This window comes from Mycobacterium sp. SMC-14, assembly GCF_046250075.1.
Classification (GTDB): Bacteria; Actinomycetota; Actinomycetes; order Mycobacteriales; family Mycobacteriaceae; genus Mycobacterium.
Window position 1 is genome coordinate 3,385,516 of the sequence record NZ_CP176429.1, and the last position, 15,544, is coordinate 3,401,059.

Annotated in this window: 19 protein-coding genes; 9 read left to right on the forward strand and 10 right to left on the reverse strand. The window is 66.2% G+C overall.

Annotated features, from left to right (window positions below; genetic code table 11):
* The first annotated feature begins 49 nt into the window (after nucleotides 1-49).
* From ACKY0W_RS16030 to ACKY0W_RS16045, 4 genes are all read left to right on the forward strand, one after another.
* Nucleotides 50-961, forward strand: a complete 912-nt coding sequence (locus tag ACKY0W_RS16030) for a sulfurtransferase (RefSeq protein ID WP_409434865.1) — start codon at nucleotides 50-52, stop codon at nucleotides 959-961.
* Nucleotides 961-1,377 carry a SufE family protein gene (locus ACKY0W_RS16035; RefSeq protein ID WP_409434866.1) on the forward strand — a complete coding sequence of 139 codons (417 nt, stop codon included), beginning with the start codon at nucleotides 961-963 and terminating at the stop codon, nucleotides 1,375-1,377. Before ACKY0W_RS16030 ends, ACKY0W_RS16035 begins: the two co-directional genes overlap by 1 nt.
* 91 nt (nucleotides 1,378-1,468) lie before the next feature.
* Entirely contained in the window at nucleotides 1,469-3,265 is a 1,797-nt protein-coding gene (locus ACKY0W_RS16040) for an acetyl/propionyl/methylcrotonyl-CoA carboxylase subunit alpha (RefSeq protein ID WP_409434867.1), read from the forward strand.
* Nucleotides 3,266-3,323: 58 nt separating this feature from the next.
* Nucleotides 3,324-3,719 (forward strand): hypothetical protein, encoded by a 396-nt coding sequence (locus tag ACKY0W_RS16045; protein WP_409437817.1) that lies wholly within the window; start codon nucleotides 3,324-3,326, stop codon nucleotides 3,717-3,719.
* Here the strand turns inward: ACKY0W_RS16045 and ACKY0W_RS16050 are convergent.
* Complete coding sequence (locus ACKY0W_RS16050; RefSeq protein WP_406758089.1) at nucleotides 3,633-3,917, reverse strand: hypothetical protein; 285 nt, start codon at nucleotides 3,915-3,917, stop codon at nucleotides 3,633-3,635. The two genes, ACKY0W_RS16045 and ACKY0W_RS16050, sit on opposite strands and share 87 nt — an antisense overlap.
* A gap of 118 nt (nucleotides 3,918-4,035) precedes the next feature.
* Nucleotides 4,036-5,019 (reverse strand): TIGR03557 family F420-dependent LLM class oxidoreductase, encoded by a 984-nt coding sequence (locus ACKY0W_RS16055; RefSeq protein ID WP_409434868.1) that lies wholly within the window; start codon nucleotides 5,017-5,019, stop codon nucleotides 4,036-4,038.
* Between the two features lie 78 nt (nucleotides 5,020-5,097).
* On the opposite strand from ACKY0W_RS16055, the gene ACKY0W_RS16060 reads away from it, so the two are divergent.
* Together ACKY0W_RS16060 and ACKY0W_RS16065 are read left to right on the forward strand one after the other, a co-directional pair.
* Entirely contained in the window at nucleotides 5,098-6,108 is a 1,011-nt protein-coding gene (locus tag ACKY0W_RS16060) for an iron-containing redox enzyme family protein (protein ID WP_409434869.1), read from the forward strand.
* A 193-nt stretch (nucleotides 6,109-6,301) separates the two neighbouring features.
* A complete protein-coding gene (locus ACKY0W_RS16065) occupies nucleotides 6,302-6,739 on the forward strand; it encodes an STAS domain-containing protein (RefSeq protein ID WP_409434870.1) in 438 nt (145 codons plus the stop codon).
* Between the two features lie 9 nt (nucleotides 6,740-6,748).
* Here ACKY0W_RS16065 and ACKY0W_RS16070 read toward each other — a convergent pair whose 3' ends face one another.
* The gene (locus ACKY0W_RS16070; protein WP_409437818.1) at nucleotides 6,749-8,869 is read right to left on the reverse strand and encodes a catalase; all 2,121 of its coding nucleotides are present in this window, start codon (nucleotides 8,867-8,869) and stop codon (nucleotides 6,749-6,751) included.
* Between the two features lie 107 nt (nucleotides 8,870-8,976).
* On the opposite strand from ACKY0W_RS16070, the gene ACKY0W_RS16075 reads away from it, so the two are divergent.
* Nucleotides 8,977-9,657 (forward strand): HAD family hydrolase, encoded by a 681-nt coding sequence (locus ACKY0W_RS16075; RefSeq protein WP_409434871.1) that lies wholly within the window; start codon nucleotides 8,977-8,979, stop codon nucleotides 9,655-9,657.
* A 16-nt stretch (nucleotides 9,658-9,673) separates the two neighbouring features.
* Here ACKY0W_RS16075 and ACKY0W_RS16080 read toward each other — a convergent pair whose 3' ends face one another.
* The 7 genes from ACKY0W_RS16080 to ACKY0W_RS16110 form a co-directional block, all read right to left on the reverse strand.
* On the reverse strand, nucleotides 9,674-10,087 hold the full coding sequence (locus ACKY0W_RS16080; protein WP_409434872.1) for a ChaB family protein: 414 nt from the start codon (nucleotides 10,085-10,087) through the stop codon (nucleotides 9,674-9,676).
* Between the two features lie 210 nt (nucleotides 10,088-10,297).
* Nucleotides 10,298-10,795 carry a universal stress protein gene (locus ACKY0W_RS16085; protein WP_409434873.1) on the reverse strand — a complete coding sequence of 166 codons (498 nt, stop codon included), beginning with the start codon at nucleotides 10,793-10,795 and terminating at the stop codon, nucleotides 10,298-10,300.
* Between the two features lie 40 nt (nucleotides 10,796-10,835).
* Entirely contained in the window at nucleotides 10,836-11,006 is a 171-nt protein-coding gene (locus tag ACKY0W_RS16090) for a hypothetical protein (protein WP_406758073.1), read from the reverse strand.
* Between the two features lie 39 nt (nucleotides 11,007-11,045).
* Nucleotides 11,046-12,053, reverse strand: a complete 1,008-nt coding sequence (locus ACKY0W_RS16095) for an SDR family oxidoreductase (RefSeq protein WP_409434874.1) — start codon at nucleotides 12,051-12,053, stop codon at nucleotides 11,046-11,048.
* A complete protein-coding gene (locus tag ACKY0W_RS16100; RefSeq protein ID WP_409434875.1) occupies nucleotides 12,050-13,723 on the reverse strand; it encodes a GMC family oxidoreductase in 1,674 nt (557 codons plus the stop codon). The genes ACKY0W_RS16095 and ACKY0W_RS16100 overlap by 4 nt, the downstream gene beginning before the upstream one ends.
* Entirely contained in the window at nucleotides 13,723-14,469 is a 747-nt protein-coding gene (locus tag ACKY0W_RS16105; protein ID WP_409434876.1) for a gluconate 2-dehydrogenase subunit 3 family protein, read from the reverse strand. Before ACKY0W_RS16105 ends, ACKY0W_RS16100 begins: the two co-directional genes overlap by 1 nt.
* A gap of 13 nt (nucleotides 14,470-14,482) precedes the next feature.
* Nucleotides 14,483-14,893: a hypothetical protein gene (locus ACKY0W_RS16110; RefSeq protein WP_409437819.1), complete on the reverse strand. Its 411-nt coding sequence runs from the start codon at nucleotides 14,891-14,893 to the stop codon at nucleotides 14,483-14,485.
* A 241-nt stretch (nucleotides 14,894-15,134) separates the two neighbouring features.
* Between ACKY0W_RS16110 and ACKY0W_RS16115 the strand changes: the two genes are divergently transcribed.
* Both ACKY0W_RS16115 and ACKY0W_RS16120 read left to right on the forward strand, forming a co-directional pair.
* On the forward strand, nucleotides 15,135-15,368 hold the full coding sequence (locus ACKY0W_RS16115; protein ID WP_409434877.1) for a hypothetical protein: 234 nt from the start codon (nucleotides 15,135-15,137) through the stop codon (nucleotides 15,366-15,368).
* Nucleotides 15,369-15,381: 13 nt separating this feature from the next.
* Nucleotides 15,382-15,537, forward strand: a complete 156-nt coding sequence (locus tag ACKY0W_RS16120; RefSeq protein ID WP_096867489.1) for a DUF6131 family protein — start codon at nucleotides 15,382-15,384, stop codon at nucleotides 15,535-15,537.
* The last annotated feature ends 7 nt before the right edge of the window (nucleotides 15,538-15,544 follow it).

Here is a 15,544-nt window from a genome sequence, read left to right on the forward strand (position 1 = left end):
TCCAGGCAAGAAAGTGGCACAGCGGTTACCGACCGGTAGGCTCGGCATCGTGCCAGTTCCTGCCGACCCCAGCCCCGCCCTGCAGTCCTACGCTCACCCGGAACGGTTGGTGACAGCCGACTGGCTCGCGGGCAATCTGGGCACGCCCGGCCTCGTCGTGGTGGAGTCCGACGAGGACGTCTTGCTCTACGACATCGGCCACATTCCCACTGCGGTCAAGATCGACTGGGTCACCGATCTCAACGATTCCCCAGTCCGCGACTACATCACCGGTGAGCAGTTCGCCGACCTGATGAACCGCAAGGGCATCTCCCGCGACGACACCGTGGTGATCTACGGCGACAAGTCCAACTGGTGGGCAGCCTACGCGCTGTGGGTGTTCACTCTGTTCGGCCACGAGGACGTGCGGCTGCTCGACGGCGGACGCGACCTGTGGGTGTCCTCGGGCCGCGAGACCACTCTGGACGTGCCGTCGAAGACCACAGCCGGTTACCCCGTCGTCAAACGCAACGACGCCCCCATTCGGGCCTACAAGGACGACGTACTGGCCAACATCGGCCAGGTGCCGCTGATCGACGTCCGCTCGCCGCAGGAGTACACCGGCGAACGCACGCACATGCCGGAATACCCGGAGGAGGGCGTGCTGCGCGGCGGCCACATCCCCACCGCGGTGTCGATCCCATGGAGCAAGGCGGCCGACGACGCCGGCCGGTTCCGCAAGCGCGAGGAATTGGAACGCCTCTACGATTTTCTAGAGCCCGGGGACCATCCGATCGCCTACTGCCGCATCGGGGAACGCTCCAGCCACACCTGGTTCGTTCTGACCCACCTGCTCGGCCTCGCCGATGTTCGCAACTACGACGGCTCCTGGACCGAGTGGGGCAACACCGTGCGCGTGCCGATCGTCGACGGCCCCGAACCCGGACAGCTGCCCGGAGCCCCAGGGAGTCCAGCCAGCTGATGAGCCTGCCGGAGGGATTGGCGCAGGTGGTGTCCGACTTCGCCGAAGTCGAAGGCCAGGACAAGCTCAGGCTGCTGATCGAATTCGCCGACGAACTGCCCGACCTGCCCGATGAGCTGACCGAATCCGCCATGGAACCGGTGCCGGAGTGCCAGTCGCCATTGTTCCTGCATGTCGATGCCGCCGACCCGCAGCGGGTGCGGCTGTATTTCAGCGCGCCGGCAGAGGCGCCGACGACACGCGGCTTCGCATCGATCTGGGCCGCCGGCCTCGACGGCCAGCCGGCCGACGTCATCCTGGGCGTGCCGGAGGATTTCGCGTCTCGGCTGGGGCTGGCCGCCCTGATCAGCCCGTTGCGCCTGCGGGGTATGTCGGCCATGTTGACCCGCATCAAGCGGCATTTACGCGCCGCATAAGGGGCACTGGAACAGGTTCAGCGGTCGCGCTTTACACTGCCTGAAGCTAGATTCTTAAAGACATTTCTTAAACATGCCATCAGGAGGGCCAGTGGCGAACCATGCCAGCTCGAAGATCTCCAAGGTGCTCGTCGCCAACCGCGGGGAGATCGCAGTCCGGGTGATCCGCGCCGCGCGGGACGCCGGATTGGCCAGCGTGGCCGTGTACGCCGAACCAGACGCCGACGCACCCCACGTCCGGCTTGCCGATGAGGCGTTCGCCCTGGGTGGGCAGACCTCGGCCGAGTCGTACCTGGTGTTCGAGAAGATCCTCGACGCCGCGGCCCAGTCCGGCGCCAACGCCATCCACCCCGGCTACGGCTTCCTCTCGGAGAACGCCGACTTCGCTCAGGCCGTGATCGACGCCGGGCTGATCTGGATCGGGCCGAGCCCGCAGTCGATCCGCGACCTCGGCGACAAGGTCACCGCGCGCCACATCGCCGCCCGCGCCAAGGCTCCCCTGGTTCCCGGCACCCCGGACCCGGTCAAGGACGCCGACGAGGTGGTGGCCTTCGCCAAGGAGTTCGGTGTGCCGGTGGCGATCAAGGCCGCGTTCGGTGGCGGCGGTCGCGGCATGAAGGTGGCGCGCACCCTCGAGGAGATTCCCGAGCTGTTCGAGTCGGCCACCCGCGAGGCGATTGCGGCCTTCGGTCGCGGCGAGTGCTTCGTGGAGCGCTACCTGGACAAGCCGCGCCACGTCGAGGCCCAGGTGATCGCCGACCAGCACGGCAACGTCGTCGTCGCGGGCACCCGCGACTGCTCGCTGCAGCGCCGCTTCCAGAAGCTGGTCGAGGAGGCCCCCGCGCCGTTCCTGACCGACGCACAGCGCAAGGAGATCCACGAGTCCGCCAAGCGGATCTGCAAGGAGGCCGGCTATTACGGCGCCGGGACCGTGGAGTACCTGGTCGGCCAGGACGGCCTGATCAGCTTCCTGGAGGTCAACACCCGACTGCAGGTGGAACACCCGGTCACCGAGGAGACCTCGGGCATCGACCTGGTGCGTGAGCAGTTCCGGATCGCCAACGGCGAGACGCTCGACCTCACCGAGGACCCCGAGCCGCGCGGCCACTCGATCGAGTTCCGCATCAACGGCGAGGACGCCGGTCGCGGCTTCCTGCCCGCCCCCGGCCCGGTCACCCGCTTCGACCCGCCGACCGGCCCGGGCATCCGGATGGACTCCGGAGTGGAGACCGGTTCGGTGATCGGCGGACAGTTCGACTCGATGCTGGCCAAGCTGATCGTCACCGGCGCGACCCGCACCGAAGCCCTGGAGCGCGCCCGGCGCGCCCTGGACGAGTTCCACGTCGAGGGTCTGGCCACGGTCATCCCGTTCGACCGTGTGGTGGTTCGTGACCCGGCGTTCGTCGGCGACGAGAACGGCTTCACTGTTCACACCCGCTGGATCGAGACCGAGTTCGAGAACAACATCGAGCCCTTCACCGGCGGTGAGCCCCTCGACGACGAGGACGCGCAGCCGCGGCAGAAGGTGGTCGTCGAGGTCGGCGGCCGTCGCCTGGAGGTCTCGCTGCCCGGCGACCTGGCGCTGGGCGGCGGCGGAGCCGGCGGCGCCGCGGGAGCCATCCGGAAGAAGCCCAAGGCCCGCAAGCGTGGCGCGCACGGCGGCGCGGCGGCGTCCGGTGACGCAGTGACCGCACCGATGCAAGGCACCGTGGTGAAGGTGGCCGTCGAGGAGGGCCAGGAGGTCGCCGCCGGCGACCTGGTCGTCGTCCTGGAGGCCATGAAGATGGAGAACCCGGTCACCGCGCACAAGGACGGCGTCATCACCGGCCTGTCGGCGGAGGCCGGATCGGCCATCACGCAGGGCACCGTGCTCTGCGAGATCAAGTAACCGACATCGAGCGTCCGACGACGATGCAGAGCGCCAGCGATGAGGAGGAGTCGGACTCATAGAAGCTGTCGAGATCAACGCCGGCCCGTGGTATCTGCGGATACCACGGGCCGACGATCGTATAGACGACCGTGTGCCCCTGGCCGACCTCGGTGAGACCGACCCGGACTACGTCGCGAAGGCGGAATCAGGCTGGGCCGACGACTCGCGCTATATCTGGGCAGTCTGCGAGCCGACGACGGGAGAACTGTTGGCCGAGGTGACGCTGAATCCCGCCTCGGGTGAGATCGGCAGTCGGCACCGGCCAGGTTATGGGCAGGCCTCAATGACCGGGGCACAGGCGGTGTCCCGGTTCGCGGCCGGCGCGTTAGGTCTGACGCCGGTGATGACCGGCGTGGGTGGTGCGGTTTCGCCCGATGAAGACCCAGGCCAAACCGCCGATCGCCAACGCTAGGACCGCGATTCCGAAGCCCAGCGTCCACCCGGCGTCGTGCTGGGCGGCGGCGCTCATGAAGCCCACCAATGCCAGCGCCGCCATCAGCAGCATGGCCAATCCCGGCAACTCCCGGCGGTCCTTGAACACCAGTCCGGCCCGCGGCTGGGTCGTACGCCTCTGATCGATTCCCTCATCGGTGTCGCTGATGTCGCTCATGAGGCCCCTTGTACCCTCGGCGCTCGCACCCGAAACCCGCTGCGCTGATGGCGGCGACCTTCCCCCGCAAGCGGGAGGTGCCCCCATTCACCCGGCTCCGCCGCTCTCGCAGTCGCCGCTACGGGGCGTCGCGCAGTGCAGCCAGCAGCGGCTCTGCGGCCTCCTTGAGGAAGGCCTCCTGGGTCTCCCCGCCGATCTGGATCAGCGCGATGTCGGTGAAACCGGCGTCTCGGTAGGCGCCGACGGCGTCGACAATTGGATCCAGTTCCGGCCCGCAGGGTATGGCCCCGGCGACGTCGCGCGGCTGCACGTAGCGGGTCGCGGCCGCGAACGCCGCCGGTGTCGGCAGCTCGGAATTGACCGACCAGCCGCCGCCGAACCAGCGGAACTGCCGGTGGGCGCGCTGTATTGCCTGATCCCGGTCGAGATCCCAGCACACTGGCAGCTGCCCGATGATTCGCCCGCCCGCCAATCCGGCCGCCTGCCGTGCGGTGTGCCAGGAGTGGACCAGATCGCGGTCGGGCTGCACTGCGATCAGGTGATCGGCAGCTGCGGCGAATCGGTCGACACCTTTGGGGCCCGACATGGCCACGGCTAACGCGACCGGGATGTCCGGCAGGTCCCACAGCCGCGCCTGGTCGACTTGGAAATAGTCGCCGTGGTGGTCGACCGTCTCCCCCATCAGCAGCTCACGGATGATTTTGATGGCTTCGGCGAGCATGGCCTGCCTGCGCGCTACGTTCGGCCACCCCGCTCCCGTCACGATGTGCTCGTTGAGGTTCTCCCCGCTGCCCAGCCCCAGGGTGAACCGGCCCTCGGCCAAAATCTGCACGGTGGCAGCCTGCTGGGCCACGATCGCCGGGTGATAGCGCATCGTCGGACAGGTCACGTAGCTGTACAGGCCTATGTCTTGAGTGGCCTGCGCGACCGCGCCCAGCAGCGCCCACGCGTTGGGGGCGTGGCCCTGCGAAGCCAGCCACGGCGAGAAATGATCGCTGCACACCGCGAAGTCGAAACCGCGTTCCTCGGCGGCAACGGCGTAGCCGACCAGGTCCGCGGGCCCGCTCTGCTCGGTCATCAGGGTGTAGCCGAAGCGTGTCATGCTGCTCCGGATACCCAACCGCCGACCGCCGAAACGGCGCGCCGTTTGACGCGGTCCGGATCAGGGGTACCCGCAAGCGTGCCTATCGCAGCCACCCACACCGAACCGCGTCTGCCCGTCGCAAGCGGGCCGTTGTCGGCGGCGGTGTGCGACCTCCTTCGTCGGCCTGCCCGCGCGTCCCATGCGTTCAACCACCTCCCGACCGCCGACATCGATCCCTACGGCCGCGACCTGCACCTGGCGCTCTACGTCTGCTACGAGTTGCATTACCGCGGGTTCGCCGGGGTGGACCCAGGCTGGGAGTGGGACGCCACCCTGCTGGAACTGCGTGCCCAGCTCGAACACGCGTTCCTCGATGCCGTCCGCCAAGACGTCGGGGTGATCCCGCCGCACACGACGGCTCGTGCCGAAATGGATGCTGCGGCAACCGAGCCCGTGCACGGCAGCGGGCCTTCGTGGTATCTGCGTGATCAGGGCACCTGGGAGCAGGCGCGCGAGTACTTCGTCCACAGATCGCTGTACCACCTCAAGGAGGGCGATCCGCACGCCTGGATCATCCCGCGCCTGACCGGCCAGGCCAAGGCGTCGTTCGTCGCGATCGAGTTCGACGAGTACGGCGCCGGGCGGGGTCCGCGGGTGCACCAGCAGCTCTTCGCCGACCTGCTCACCGCCGCCGGGCTGGATGCCGGTTACCTCGCCTACCTCGATGTTGTGCCGGCCGAGTCGCTGGCGGTGGTGAACCTGATGTCACTGTTCGGGTTGCATCGCCGCTGGCGGGGGGCGGCCGCCGGGCACTTCGCCGCCACCGAGATCACCTCCCCTCCCGGCTCGAGCCGTCTGGTCGCAGCCCTGCACCGAATGGGCGCGCCGGAGCCGTGCGTGGCGTTCTACGCCGAGCACGTCGAGGCCGACGCGGTACACGAACAAGTGGTACGCACCGACGTGATCGGCAGCCTGTTGGACCACAATCCGCATTTGGAGACGGATGTCGTATTCGGCATGCGAGCTCTCGACACTGTGGAAAATCGGCTTGCCGACCTTATGACCACGGCCTGGTCAGCGGGACGTTCGTCCCTGCTCGCAAGGTGAAAATTAAGGTTTCACTGGGATTTTCCAGAAATTGTCGGGCACCTCTTTGCCAATCGGATCGGTTCTCGGTAACGTCTGATTCCTCCGGTTGAGTTCACAGCCGCAGTGAAACGTCACCGCGTAAGCGCAGCCCCGGAAGTGATTACGTTGACGTGATCCAACAGCACGATTCGTCGACTGATGGAGCCACAGCATGACGATCAGCAAAGTTACTCAGAACGCATTCGCCACTCCCGCAACGGAAGCCACCCAGGTTTGGCGGAATCACACCGCCAAATTCACTGTCCATTGGGGTCGCACCGGAGCCGTCGTCGCCGTGAACGGCGAGATCGACGCGGCGAATGCCGGCCCATTCGCCGATTACGCCAAACGCTGCGCCGACTGCTGCGAATGGCTGGTGGTGGATCTATCTGAACTGACTTTTATTGGGACCAACGGGTTTTCAGCTCTTCAGTCGATCAGCGCGCAATGTTGCAGCGCCCAGACCAAGCTGAAGGTGGTTTCGAGCCCGGCACTGTCCACCTTGCTGCGAATCTGCGACCCGCACTCTCGACTCCCGCTGGTGAACTCGCTGGCGGACGCATTGAGCGAAGTACAGCGGTCGGGTCGGCCGCTTCGCCTGGTGCCGTGATCTAGTGATCTAGGCGGGCACCGCGTCGGCCGAGCGGCTCCAGACGCGGTGCTCGGCGAGCGCCGCGGCGAACGCGTCGAAGAACTCGTCGTTCAGGTCCTTCGCCGCGGCCGTGGTAGTCACTACCCCGGTGGCGACGGCGACCGTGGTGTCCTCGGCCGGCCGCTCGGAGATGCCGGCCTTGGGCAGCAGCTCCACCCCCGCCCCGAATGCCCCGATCACCTTGAGGTGTTTGTAGGCCTCCGTCACGAAGTGGACCGCATATCCGTCGCCGGACAGCGCCTCCACGGCGTCCGGCCCACACGGCACAACCACCGCGTCGTAGAGCACCGACGCCATGGTCGTGAAGGCCCGGTCGACACTCAGCCGGCCGCCAGAGCCACCGGCGAGCTCGCCACCGGCGACCGGCGCCAGCACTTCGGCGATCGCGCCGCGTTCCCGCATCGCCGCGACGAACCGTTCGACGCCCACCACGTCCACGCCGTCGGCGGCCAGCACCGCGATCTTGCGGCTTTCGATGCCGGGCGCTTCCTCACCTGCGGGGGTACCGGCATGGGTCAGCTGCGAGAGCGCAGGTGAGCGCACCACCTCCTCGACGGGCTGCTCATCAGGGGTGGCCAGGCCCAGTTTCTCGGCCACCTGCCGCGCCAGGTCGTGGTCGATGCGGTTGAGCTGTTCGACGGCGCGCAGCCGGATCTCAACGGTTTCGCATTTCCCCAGTTCAAAGGCGTAAGCGGCGACAATGTGCTTCGCCTCGGGGGCGGACATGCTTCGATAGAACATCCGCGCCTGGCTGTAATGGTTCTCGAAGCTGGCGGCGCGCTTGCGGATCTTGGCCCCGTCCAGCTTCTCGGTGTAGTGCCGGAACACGCCCTCGTCAGCCAAGGCTGGGCAGCCACCACCCAACGAGTTCTTGTAGTAGCTGGACTTGCCCTGCGGAATCGCGTGTTGGCCGTAGCCGTCGTGCTGGTTATTGCGCACCTGAGCCACCGGCCGATTTATCGGCAGCTGAGCGAAGTTCGGTCCGCCGAGCCGGATCAACTGCGTGTCCAGGTAGGAGAAGTTGCGGAACTGCAGCAACGGGTCGTTGGTGAAGTCGATTCCCGGCACGACGTTGGCGGTGCAGAACGCCACCTGCTCGGTTTCGGCGAAGAAGTTCTCCGGGTTGCGATTGAGCACCATCCTGCCCACCGGGCGCACCGGAACCTGTTCTTCGGGAATGATTTTGGTGGCGTCCAACAGGTCGAAGTCGAACTTGAACTCATCGCTTTCCGCAACTAACTGGACACCGAGTTCCCATTCCGGGAATTGACCCGCCTCGATGGCGTCCCACAGATCGCGGCGGTTGAAGTCGGGGTCCTTGCCGGCGATCTTCTGGCATTCGTCCCAGATCAGCGAATGCACACCCAGCTTCGGCTTCCAGTGGAACTTCACGAACGTCCCCTCGCCATTGGCGTTCACAAAACGGAAGGTGTGCACGCCGAATCCCTGCATCATCCGGTAACTGCGCGGCAGGGCGCGGTCCGACATCAGCCACATGATGGCGTGCAGGGTCTCCGGCTGCAGCGACACAAAATCCCACAGCGTGTCGTGAGCCGACTGTGCCTGCGGAATCTCGTTGTCCGGCTCGGGTTTCACCGCGTGCACGAAGTCCGGGAACTTGATGCCGTCCTGGATGAAGAACACCGGAAAGTTATTGCCCACCAGATCGTAGTTGCCCGCCTCGGTGTAGAACTTGGTCGCGAATCCGCGCACGTCGCGCACGGTGTCGGCCGAGCCGCGGAAACCTGCCACGGTGGAGAACCGCACGAACACCGGGGTCTTGGTGCCCGGTGTGGTCAGAAAACGCGCCGCGGTGTACTGCGCAAGCGAGTCGTCATAGGGCTCGAAGTAGCCGTAGGCACCCGAGCCGCGGGCATGCACCACCCGCTCGGGGATCCGCTCGTGGTCGAAGTGGGTGATCTTCTCTCGGGCGTGGAAGTCCTCAAGCAGAGTCGGGCCACGCTCGCCGACCGTCAGCGCGTCATCGGTGTGGTCGACTCGTACGCCCTGCTGCGTCGTGAGGTATCCCGACTGCCGGTCGACCCGGTAGTCGTCGAGCTGTCGCTGCTTGCCATCACGGTCCTCGATAGCCACCGCTTCTCCTCCTCGTCGGTATTTGGGAAGTCCGTGGGTGGGTATCCCAGCCAGGTCATCCGCAAACGGCCAGGACCATTCGCGAACGGGAGGGGAAGAGCGTGAGCGCACAATCGGCTGTGTTGTTCGACGTCGACGGCACCCTGGTCGATTCGAACTACCTGCACGTGCACGCCTGGCGGCGTGCGTTCGCCGAGCTACACCACGAGGTGGAGTCGTGGCGGATCCACCGCGCCATCGGAATGGACGGATCGGAGTTGGTGCGCCTGCTGTCCGATAACGCACCCGACGACGTCCGCTGGCGCCTGGAAGACCTGCACTCGCAGTACTATCTCCAGTCATCGGACTTGCTGTCGCCGCTACCGGGCGCCCGCAAGCTGTTGGAACACATAGTCGCTCTTGATCTTCCGGTGGTGCTGGCCACCTCGGCACCCGAGAACGAGTTGGCGATGCTGCGCAAGGTGCTCGGCTGTGACGACCTTGTCGCGGCGGTCACCTCTTCGGCCGATGTCGACGTCGCGAAGCCGAATCCGGACATCATCGGGATAGCACTCGACCGGGTCGGCGCAACGGCGGAGCGCGCCGTCTTTGTGGGCGACGCGGTCTGGGATGCCAAGGCGTGCGTGCGTGCCGGGGTGCCCACCATCGGTCTGCTCAGCGGCGGCGTCTCGCGTGCCGAATTGGAAACGGCCGGTGCGGCGGTAGTTTTCGACAACGCCGAGGATCTTCTGGAGCACTTGGATCAGACGCCGATCGCCGGCCTGGCCGACGGGCGGGGCTAGAACTGCCGTCAGCAGGCTACTTGCCGCGGACCCGGCGATTGTGCTTCTTGATCGCCGTGACCAGTTCGGATTTCCGCATCGTCGATCGTCCGTGAATGTCCAGCCGGCGGGCGACGCCCAGAAGATGCTGCTTGCTGGCATTGGCGTCGACGCCCTCTGCGGACGGTCCGGAGTTGTTCGGGCCGCCGCCGGCCGCGCGCTTGTCCGACGGGCCGGGCTTCTTCTTGGGTTCCCAGTGATCCCCGACCTTTTCGAAACTGTGCTTGAGCGCGGCATATGCGACCCGGTGCGCACGTTGCTCGCTGCCGTACTCCTTGGCGGCAGCGTCGTGCGCCTTAGCGAAAGTGCGCTGGGCCTTGGCCCCGGAGCGCTGCAGTGTACTGGGCAGCTCGCCGCGTTTGACGGCGCCGCTCTTCGTCGTCTTGGGCATGAGACCTCCAATCAGCGAATGCAATCGGGGTTGGTTACCCCATGAGCTGGCCCAGCAACCATTTCGGGAGCGTTCGCGATTGTCGGCACGCCGATCGGGCAAACCGGACACGTGTGTACGCCGAATCATTCCATCAATTGCTCACCGGCCGTGCCCTATTCATCTCGGTGTTCTACCCGCAGCCGGCAGCCCCGTCCTGAGCGGTGCCGATCACCAACCCGTCGGGTCGGCCTGCACCGCAGCGTCCGAGGGCGCCGCTAGGTCGTCATCCTGCAAAACGGCCAGTGGGCAGTGACAGCGCGGCGACAGCGCCGAGCCGACCGAGCCGAAGAACAGATGCCGCAACCGTCGCCGGCTGCTCGATCCGACGACGACCAGATCGGCTTGTCGCGACAACTCTTCGAGCGCGTCAACCGGGTCCGCGAACTCCACCTTGGTGTTCAGCTGCGCGGGCGCGCCGTCTGAGGCGCTGCCGGTCGCGACTCCGACGGCGTCATCGACGATCCGTTGCACGCGCCGGTGCGGCAGTTCATGTTGACCGAACACCATCCAGCGGGCCATCAGAGGTGACAGCTGGGTTGACGCCGCATGGACCAGAGTCAGGGGTACTGCGCGGCGTTCAGCTTCCTGGGCGCCCCAGCGCACAGCGTCCTGCGACGCCGGCGACCCATCGACGCCGACTACGATTCCTGCGGTATTCGAAGCCATAATGGGCGCAGGTTAGCCATTGCACCTTCGGGTCAAACCTCTACGTGTCGTCGCTTCTGGCTTCGGCGCCGGTTTCGCCGGCATCGAAGGCATCATCGGGACTTGTCCGCCCCACATAGCTGCCGTCTTCACCCTTGCCGGCACGCGACCATGCCTGGTGGGCGTCGGGTTCGACGTCTGCCTCGGCCTTCTGGCCTTTCTTTCCAGCCATTGCCGGATTCCTTTCCTCGTCTTCGTCTCTTTGTCGGGCTCAACGCGGCCGACGTGCGGCCAGTACCCCAGCCCCGGCCGCCCCCAGCGCGGTGGCGGCCCCGGCGACCAGTCCGGCGTGTCGGGCCGCCCAGATCTGCGGGCTGTGTGCGTGCGAGGAGTCGTCGAACGCCCCGCGCGCTCCGTGGTCGCTGCCCGGCCGTTCGTCGAGCGGTTCCCAGAGGTTGTACGGCTTGTCGCCGTCGACGCGCTCGCCGGTCTGCTGCGAGTCGTAGCCAGTACGGGCCAAATAGCGATCGAGCAATGGCGCGGCGAATCGCTGAGCCAGCAAGGTGGCTACGGTGCTTTCGCCCACCCAGTATTGCTTGCGCCGGGGATGGTCGGCGGCCCGTAGCACCGCCTTGGCCACCAGCTGCGGTTGGTAGATCGGCGGCACCGGCTGCGGGTGGCGGGGAAGCCGGGACAGCACCCAGGAGAACTGTGGGGTGTTGACCGCCGGCATCTGAACGAGGGTGATGTTCACCTTCGAGCCGTCGTGCAGCAGCTCGCAGCGTACCGATTCGGTAAAGCCGTTGACGGCGTGTTTTGCCCCGCAATAGGCCGATTGCAGCGGGATCGAACGCTCCCCCAATGCCGATCCCACCTGCACAACCGTGCCGCGGTCGCGGGGCTTCATCCGGGCCAACGCAACCATGGTGCCGTAGACGAAGCCGAGATAGCAGACCTCGGTAACCCGTTTGAACTCCGCGGGCCCGATCTCGGTGAACGGCGCGAAAACCGACGCGAACGCGACGTTGATCCACGTGTCGATCGGCCCGAACTCGGCCTCGACACGATCGGCGGCGGCAGCCACCGCGTCGGGGTCGGCGACGTCGGTAGGAATGGGCAGCGCGGTGCCCCCCGCCTCTTCGACATCGCGCGCCGCGCCCCGCAGCCCTGCTTCACCGCGCGCGAGCAGGGCGACACAGGCGCCCCGCTTGCCGTACAACTGTGCGACGGCACGGCCGATTCCGGCACTGGCTCCGGTGACGACCACTGTTTGGGTCATGGCCGGACTCCCTTCTGCGAGATGCGCTTTCCGGCAAGACGTTCGGCGAGCCTCGAGGCCAACGCCATGATGGTCAGCGCGGGGTTGGCCGACCCCTGTGTGGGGCAGACCGAGCCGTCGGAGATGAACAGGTTCGGCACACCCCACACGCGGTGGTCAGCATCGACGACCGAGTTCTCCGGCGCGGTACCCATCCGAGCGCCACCGATCAGGTGGGCGTAGCGCTGGATGGTCAAAACGTCCTGGGCGCCCGCCGCGTGCAGGATCTCGGTGATCACCCGGGTCGAGTAGGCCATGTTCGCTTTGTCGTTCTCGCAGCGGGTGTAGTCCATTCGGGCCACCGGGATCCCGTAGCCATCGACTTCGTCAGCCAGGGTGATCCTGTTGTCGGGCAGGGGCAGCAGTTCGTTGAGCACGCCGATCGTGCTCCAGTGGTTGTAGTCGCGCATGTATTCGCGCATCGCTCGGCCCCAGTGACCGTCGGCAAGCACGTGCTCCGACCAGCCGATCGGCAGCGGCGACACGGTCTGAATCGAGAACCCACGGGCGAATCCCCGAGCGGTGTCGGTCTCGTAGAACTGTTCGCTGGACACCTGCGGCGGCGGCGCCTTGTACATCCGCAGTTCCTCGGACCAACGGCCCGCGGTCTGCGCCGCCCCTTGGACCATGACATAGCGGCCGACCTGATCGGAGTTGTTTCCCAGGCCGTGCCGAAACCGGGTGCTGGTCGAATTGAGTAACAGCCGTGGGGTTTCGATCGAGTACCCCGCGACCGCGACGACCTTGGCACGCTGCAGGTGCTCGGCACCGTCGACGTCGTAGTAGACGACACCAATAGCCGCGCCGGCGTCGTCGAGTTCGATACGGGAAGCCATGCAGTCCGCCCGGATCTCCACGCCGTGTGCCAGCGCGTCGGGCAGATGGGTGACGTACGGGCTTGCCTTGGCGTTGACCTTGCAGCCCTGCAGGCAGTAGCCGCGGTAGATACAATGCGGCCGGTTTCCGAAGGTGCCGTTGACAATTCCGACCGGGCCCACCCGCATCTCGATACCCAGATTGCGGGCTCCTTCCCACAGCCTGGATGCGGGAGCAGAGATCGGGTGTGGCGACGACGGGTAGCGGTGCGGATATCCCCATGGCCAGTTCTGCCCGGCGACTGGCAGTTCAGCCTCCAGCACTTCGTAGTGACGGCGGATGTCCTCATAGTCGATCGGCCAATCCGCCCCCACCCCGTCGAGACTGAATGTGCGCAAGTCGCTCGGATGAAATCGCGGACAGTAGCCGGCGTAGTGCACCATCGAGCCGCCGACGCCGCGGCCGGAATTATTCTTACCCAGTTCGATCGGATCGTCCCCGCCGATAATGCGCTTCTGCGTCCAGTACAACGGATGCGATCCGGCTTCGTCGGAGACCCAGTCGCTGTCGGGATGCCAGAACGGTCCAGCCTCGATGATCACTGCACGCCAGCCGGCCCGCGCCAGTCGTTGCGCCAGCACCGATCCCCCGGCACCAGCGCCTACGACCACGAGGTCGACCTCGTCATCGACGCCATACCGGCGCATCGTCTTCTCGCCGGGCAGCCCTCGCGACTGCACATCCAGGAGGAACCGCGAGTCATTGGCTGGTGGGCCCAACGATCCCTTGAGCAGACCGCGCCAGAAATCGCCCACTACGAGTCCTCTTCCAGCACCAGCTCCACCGGGTCCTTGTCGATGGCACCGCGAGTTTCGAATGGTTCACGCGCCGCCGCCGGACCGCTCGGGCCGCCGAGCCGCATGAATCCGCGCGGGTAGGCCGGGCCGCCGAAGCCGATCTCGTTCCACGCCCAGGGATGGGAGTAGAACGCCGACAGGGTCATTCGCATACACACCGACCAGGCTCGAGTCTGGTTCAGCTGCGACCAGGAGCCACCCTGCAACCGGCCACGGGAGAACTGATCGACCAGAGCCAGCTGGGTGGGCACCTCGGCCTGCGCGAATGACGCCTTGCCGTACCGCTGGCCTGCGGCCTCGTCCAAGCCGCGCAACACCAGACGCCACGCGTCCCGATCGTCGGGCATGTCGGCGTACTGGAAACCGTCGAGCTGACCGTCGGCCAGCTTGGCATCGACGAATTCGGCGACCGGCACCCGAGGCTCGGCATCTTGCGCCAGCACAATGTCACAGAACGCCCGCAGCGTAGGCTCCTCCGCTGCGGTGAAGAACCGCAGCGGCCCCGGCGGTTCCAGCCGGGCCAGCACCACCTGTCTGGTGGCGTCGTCCCAGCTGTCCTTCGACGCCAGCACGTCGAAATCCGGATAGCGCCCGATCATCTGCGGCGTGACGCCGCGGCGTTGCCGGGGCAGCCAGGACGGGTGCGGCGGTTGACGGTCGGCACGTAGGTTCGGCAGGTGGTCGGGACGGGAAGTGTCGGCCATGGCTGCCGGCACCTCAGCGTTCGCGGCGCAGCACCGCCGCCAGCAAGCCCATCCCGCCGACCATCGCCATCAGGCCGGGCGCTGCGATCGGCGGCCCCATCGGAACGTTGTAGGACGCCATCTTCCAGCCTCCGGGCTTTCGGGCAACCCCGCGAGCGTGCAGGTACTCCCCCAGTAGGCCGTTAGCGGCGTACACCCCTGCGGTCAACGGCAGCCAGCGCTTGGCCCAGCGGCGGGAGAACACCCCACCGATCCCGGCGACCACCACCGGCGGCGTGACCAGAACCGGGCTCCACATCCATTTGTTGCCGAAGCCGGCCTTGTAATGCTCGAGATAGATTTCGGCCGTCGTGACCATCGCGGCGAACGCCGTCATCGCCGACAAAGACCGTTCGAAGCGGCCATGCGCGACGTCGCGCAGCATCCGATCGACAATATCGCCGGCCTCACCGATCCATTCCGCGTGACTGCCCACCCGCACACCGGATTCAGCTGTTTCCAGCAGCATCATCTACGCACCCCGTTCCGTTCGCCGATGTACCCCGAATCCCGGCAGTACCCCGCCTAGGACCGCGGTCAAACATCGCCCAGATCCCGCCATGATTTGCCAGGTTTCGATAGCCGTCCAACGGGGAACTGATCGGGTACAGATGAATGGAGGACGGATGCGAATCGGTGGATTGGCCGGGACCATTGTGCTGAGCTGGCTGCTGATCGGCGTCTTCGCCGCATGGCAGCGCGACTATTTCCACGGCTACCAAACCAGCTGTGCAAATGCCGGAACCATCGCTGTCACTACGTTGGCGGGTCCGTTGAACTACCTCGGGTTCAACCCGGTTGTATCCGATTGCCATGTACCGCAGCCCTCGTCGCTGGGTGCGGTCGGTTTGATTGTTTGAGAAGGGATTGGCGATGATTGCCCTCGGAGTGGTGCTGCTTATTCTGGCGCTCATTTTCAAGATCAATGTGCTGTGGACGATCGGCGTCATTCTGCTGGTTGTCGGAGCGGCACTGTGGATTCTGGGCGCAGTCGGTCGCCCTGTCGCGGGTCGGCGCTACTGGTACTGATGCCACT

Excerpts from the sequence above, each read along its gene's own strand:
- ACKY0W_RS16035 (WP_409434866.1), top strand. The coding sequence starts at position 961 with ATGAGCCTGCCGGAGGGATTGGCGCAGGTGGTGTCCGACTTCGCCGAA.
- ACKY0W_RS16050 (WP_406758089.1), bottom strand. The coding sequence starts at position 3,917 with ATGAGCGACATCAGCGACACCGATGAGGGAATCGATCAGAGGCGTACG.
- ACKY0W_RS16055 (WP_409434868.1), bottom strand. The coding sequence starts at position 5,019 with ATGACACGCTTCGGCTACACCCTGATGACCGAGCAGAGCGGGCCCGCG.
- ACKY0W_RS16065 (WP_409434870.1), top strand. The coding sequence starts at position 6,302 with ATGACGATCAGCAAAGTTACTCAGAACGCATTCGCCACTCCCGCAACG.
- ACKY0W_RS16080 (WP_409434872.1), bottom strand. The coding sequence starts at position 10,087 with ATGCCCAAGACGACGAAGAGCGGCGCCGTCAAACGCGGCGAGCTGCCC.
- ACKY0W_RS16085 (WP_409434873.1), bottom strand. The coding sequence starts at position 10,795 with ATGGCTTCGAATACCGCAGGAATCGTAGTCGGCGTCGATGGGTCGCCG.
- ACKY0W_RS16090 (WP_406758073.1), bottom strand. The coding sequence starts at position 11,006 with ATGGCTGGAAAGAAAGGCCAGAAGGCCGAGGCAGACGTCGAACCCGAC.
- ACKY0W_RS16095 (WP_409434874.1), bottom strand. The coding sequence starts at position 12,053 with ATGACCCAAACAGTGGTCGTCACCGGAGCCAGTGCCGGAATCGGCCGT.
- ACKY0W_RS16105 (WP_409434876.1), bottom strand. The coding sequence starts at position 14,469 with ATGGCCGACACTTCCCGTCCCGACCACCTGCCGAACCTACGTGCCGAC.
- ACKY0W_RS16110 (WP_409437819.1), bottom strand. The coding sequence starts at position 14,893 with ATGCTGCGCGACGTCGCGCATGGCCGCTTCGAACGGTCTTTGTCGGCG.
- ACKY0W_RS16115 (WP_409434877.1), top strand. The coding sequence starts at position 15,135 with ATGCGAATCGGTGGATTGGCCGGGACCATTGTGCTGAGCTGGCTGCTG.
- ACKY0W_RS16120 (WP_096867489.1), top strand. The coding sequence starts at position 15,382 with ATGATTGCCCTCGGAGTGGTGCTGCTTATTCTGGCGCTCATTTTCAAG.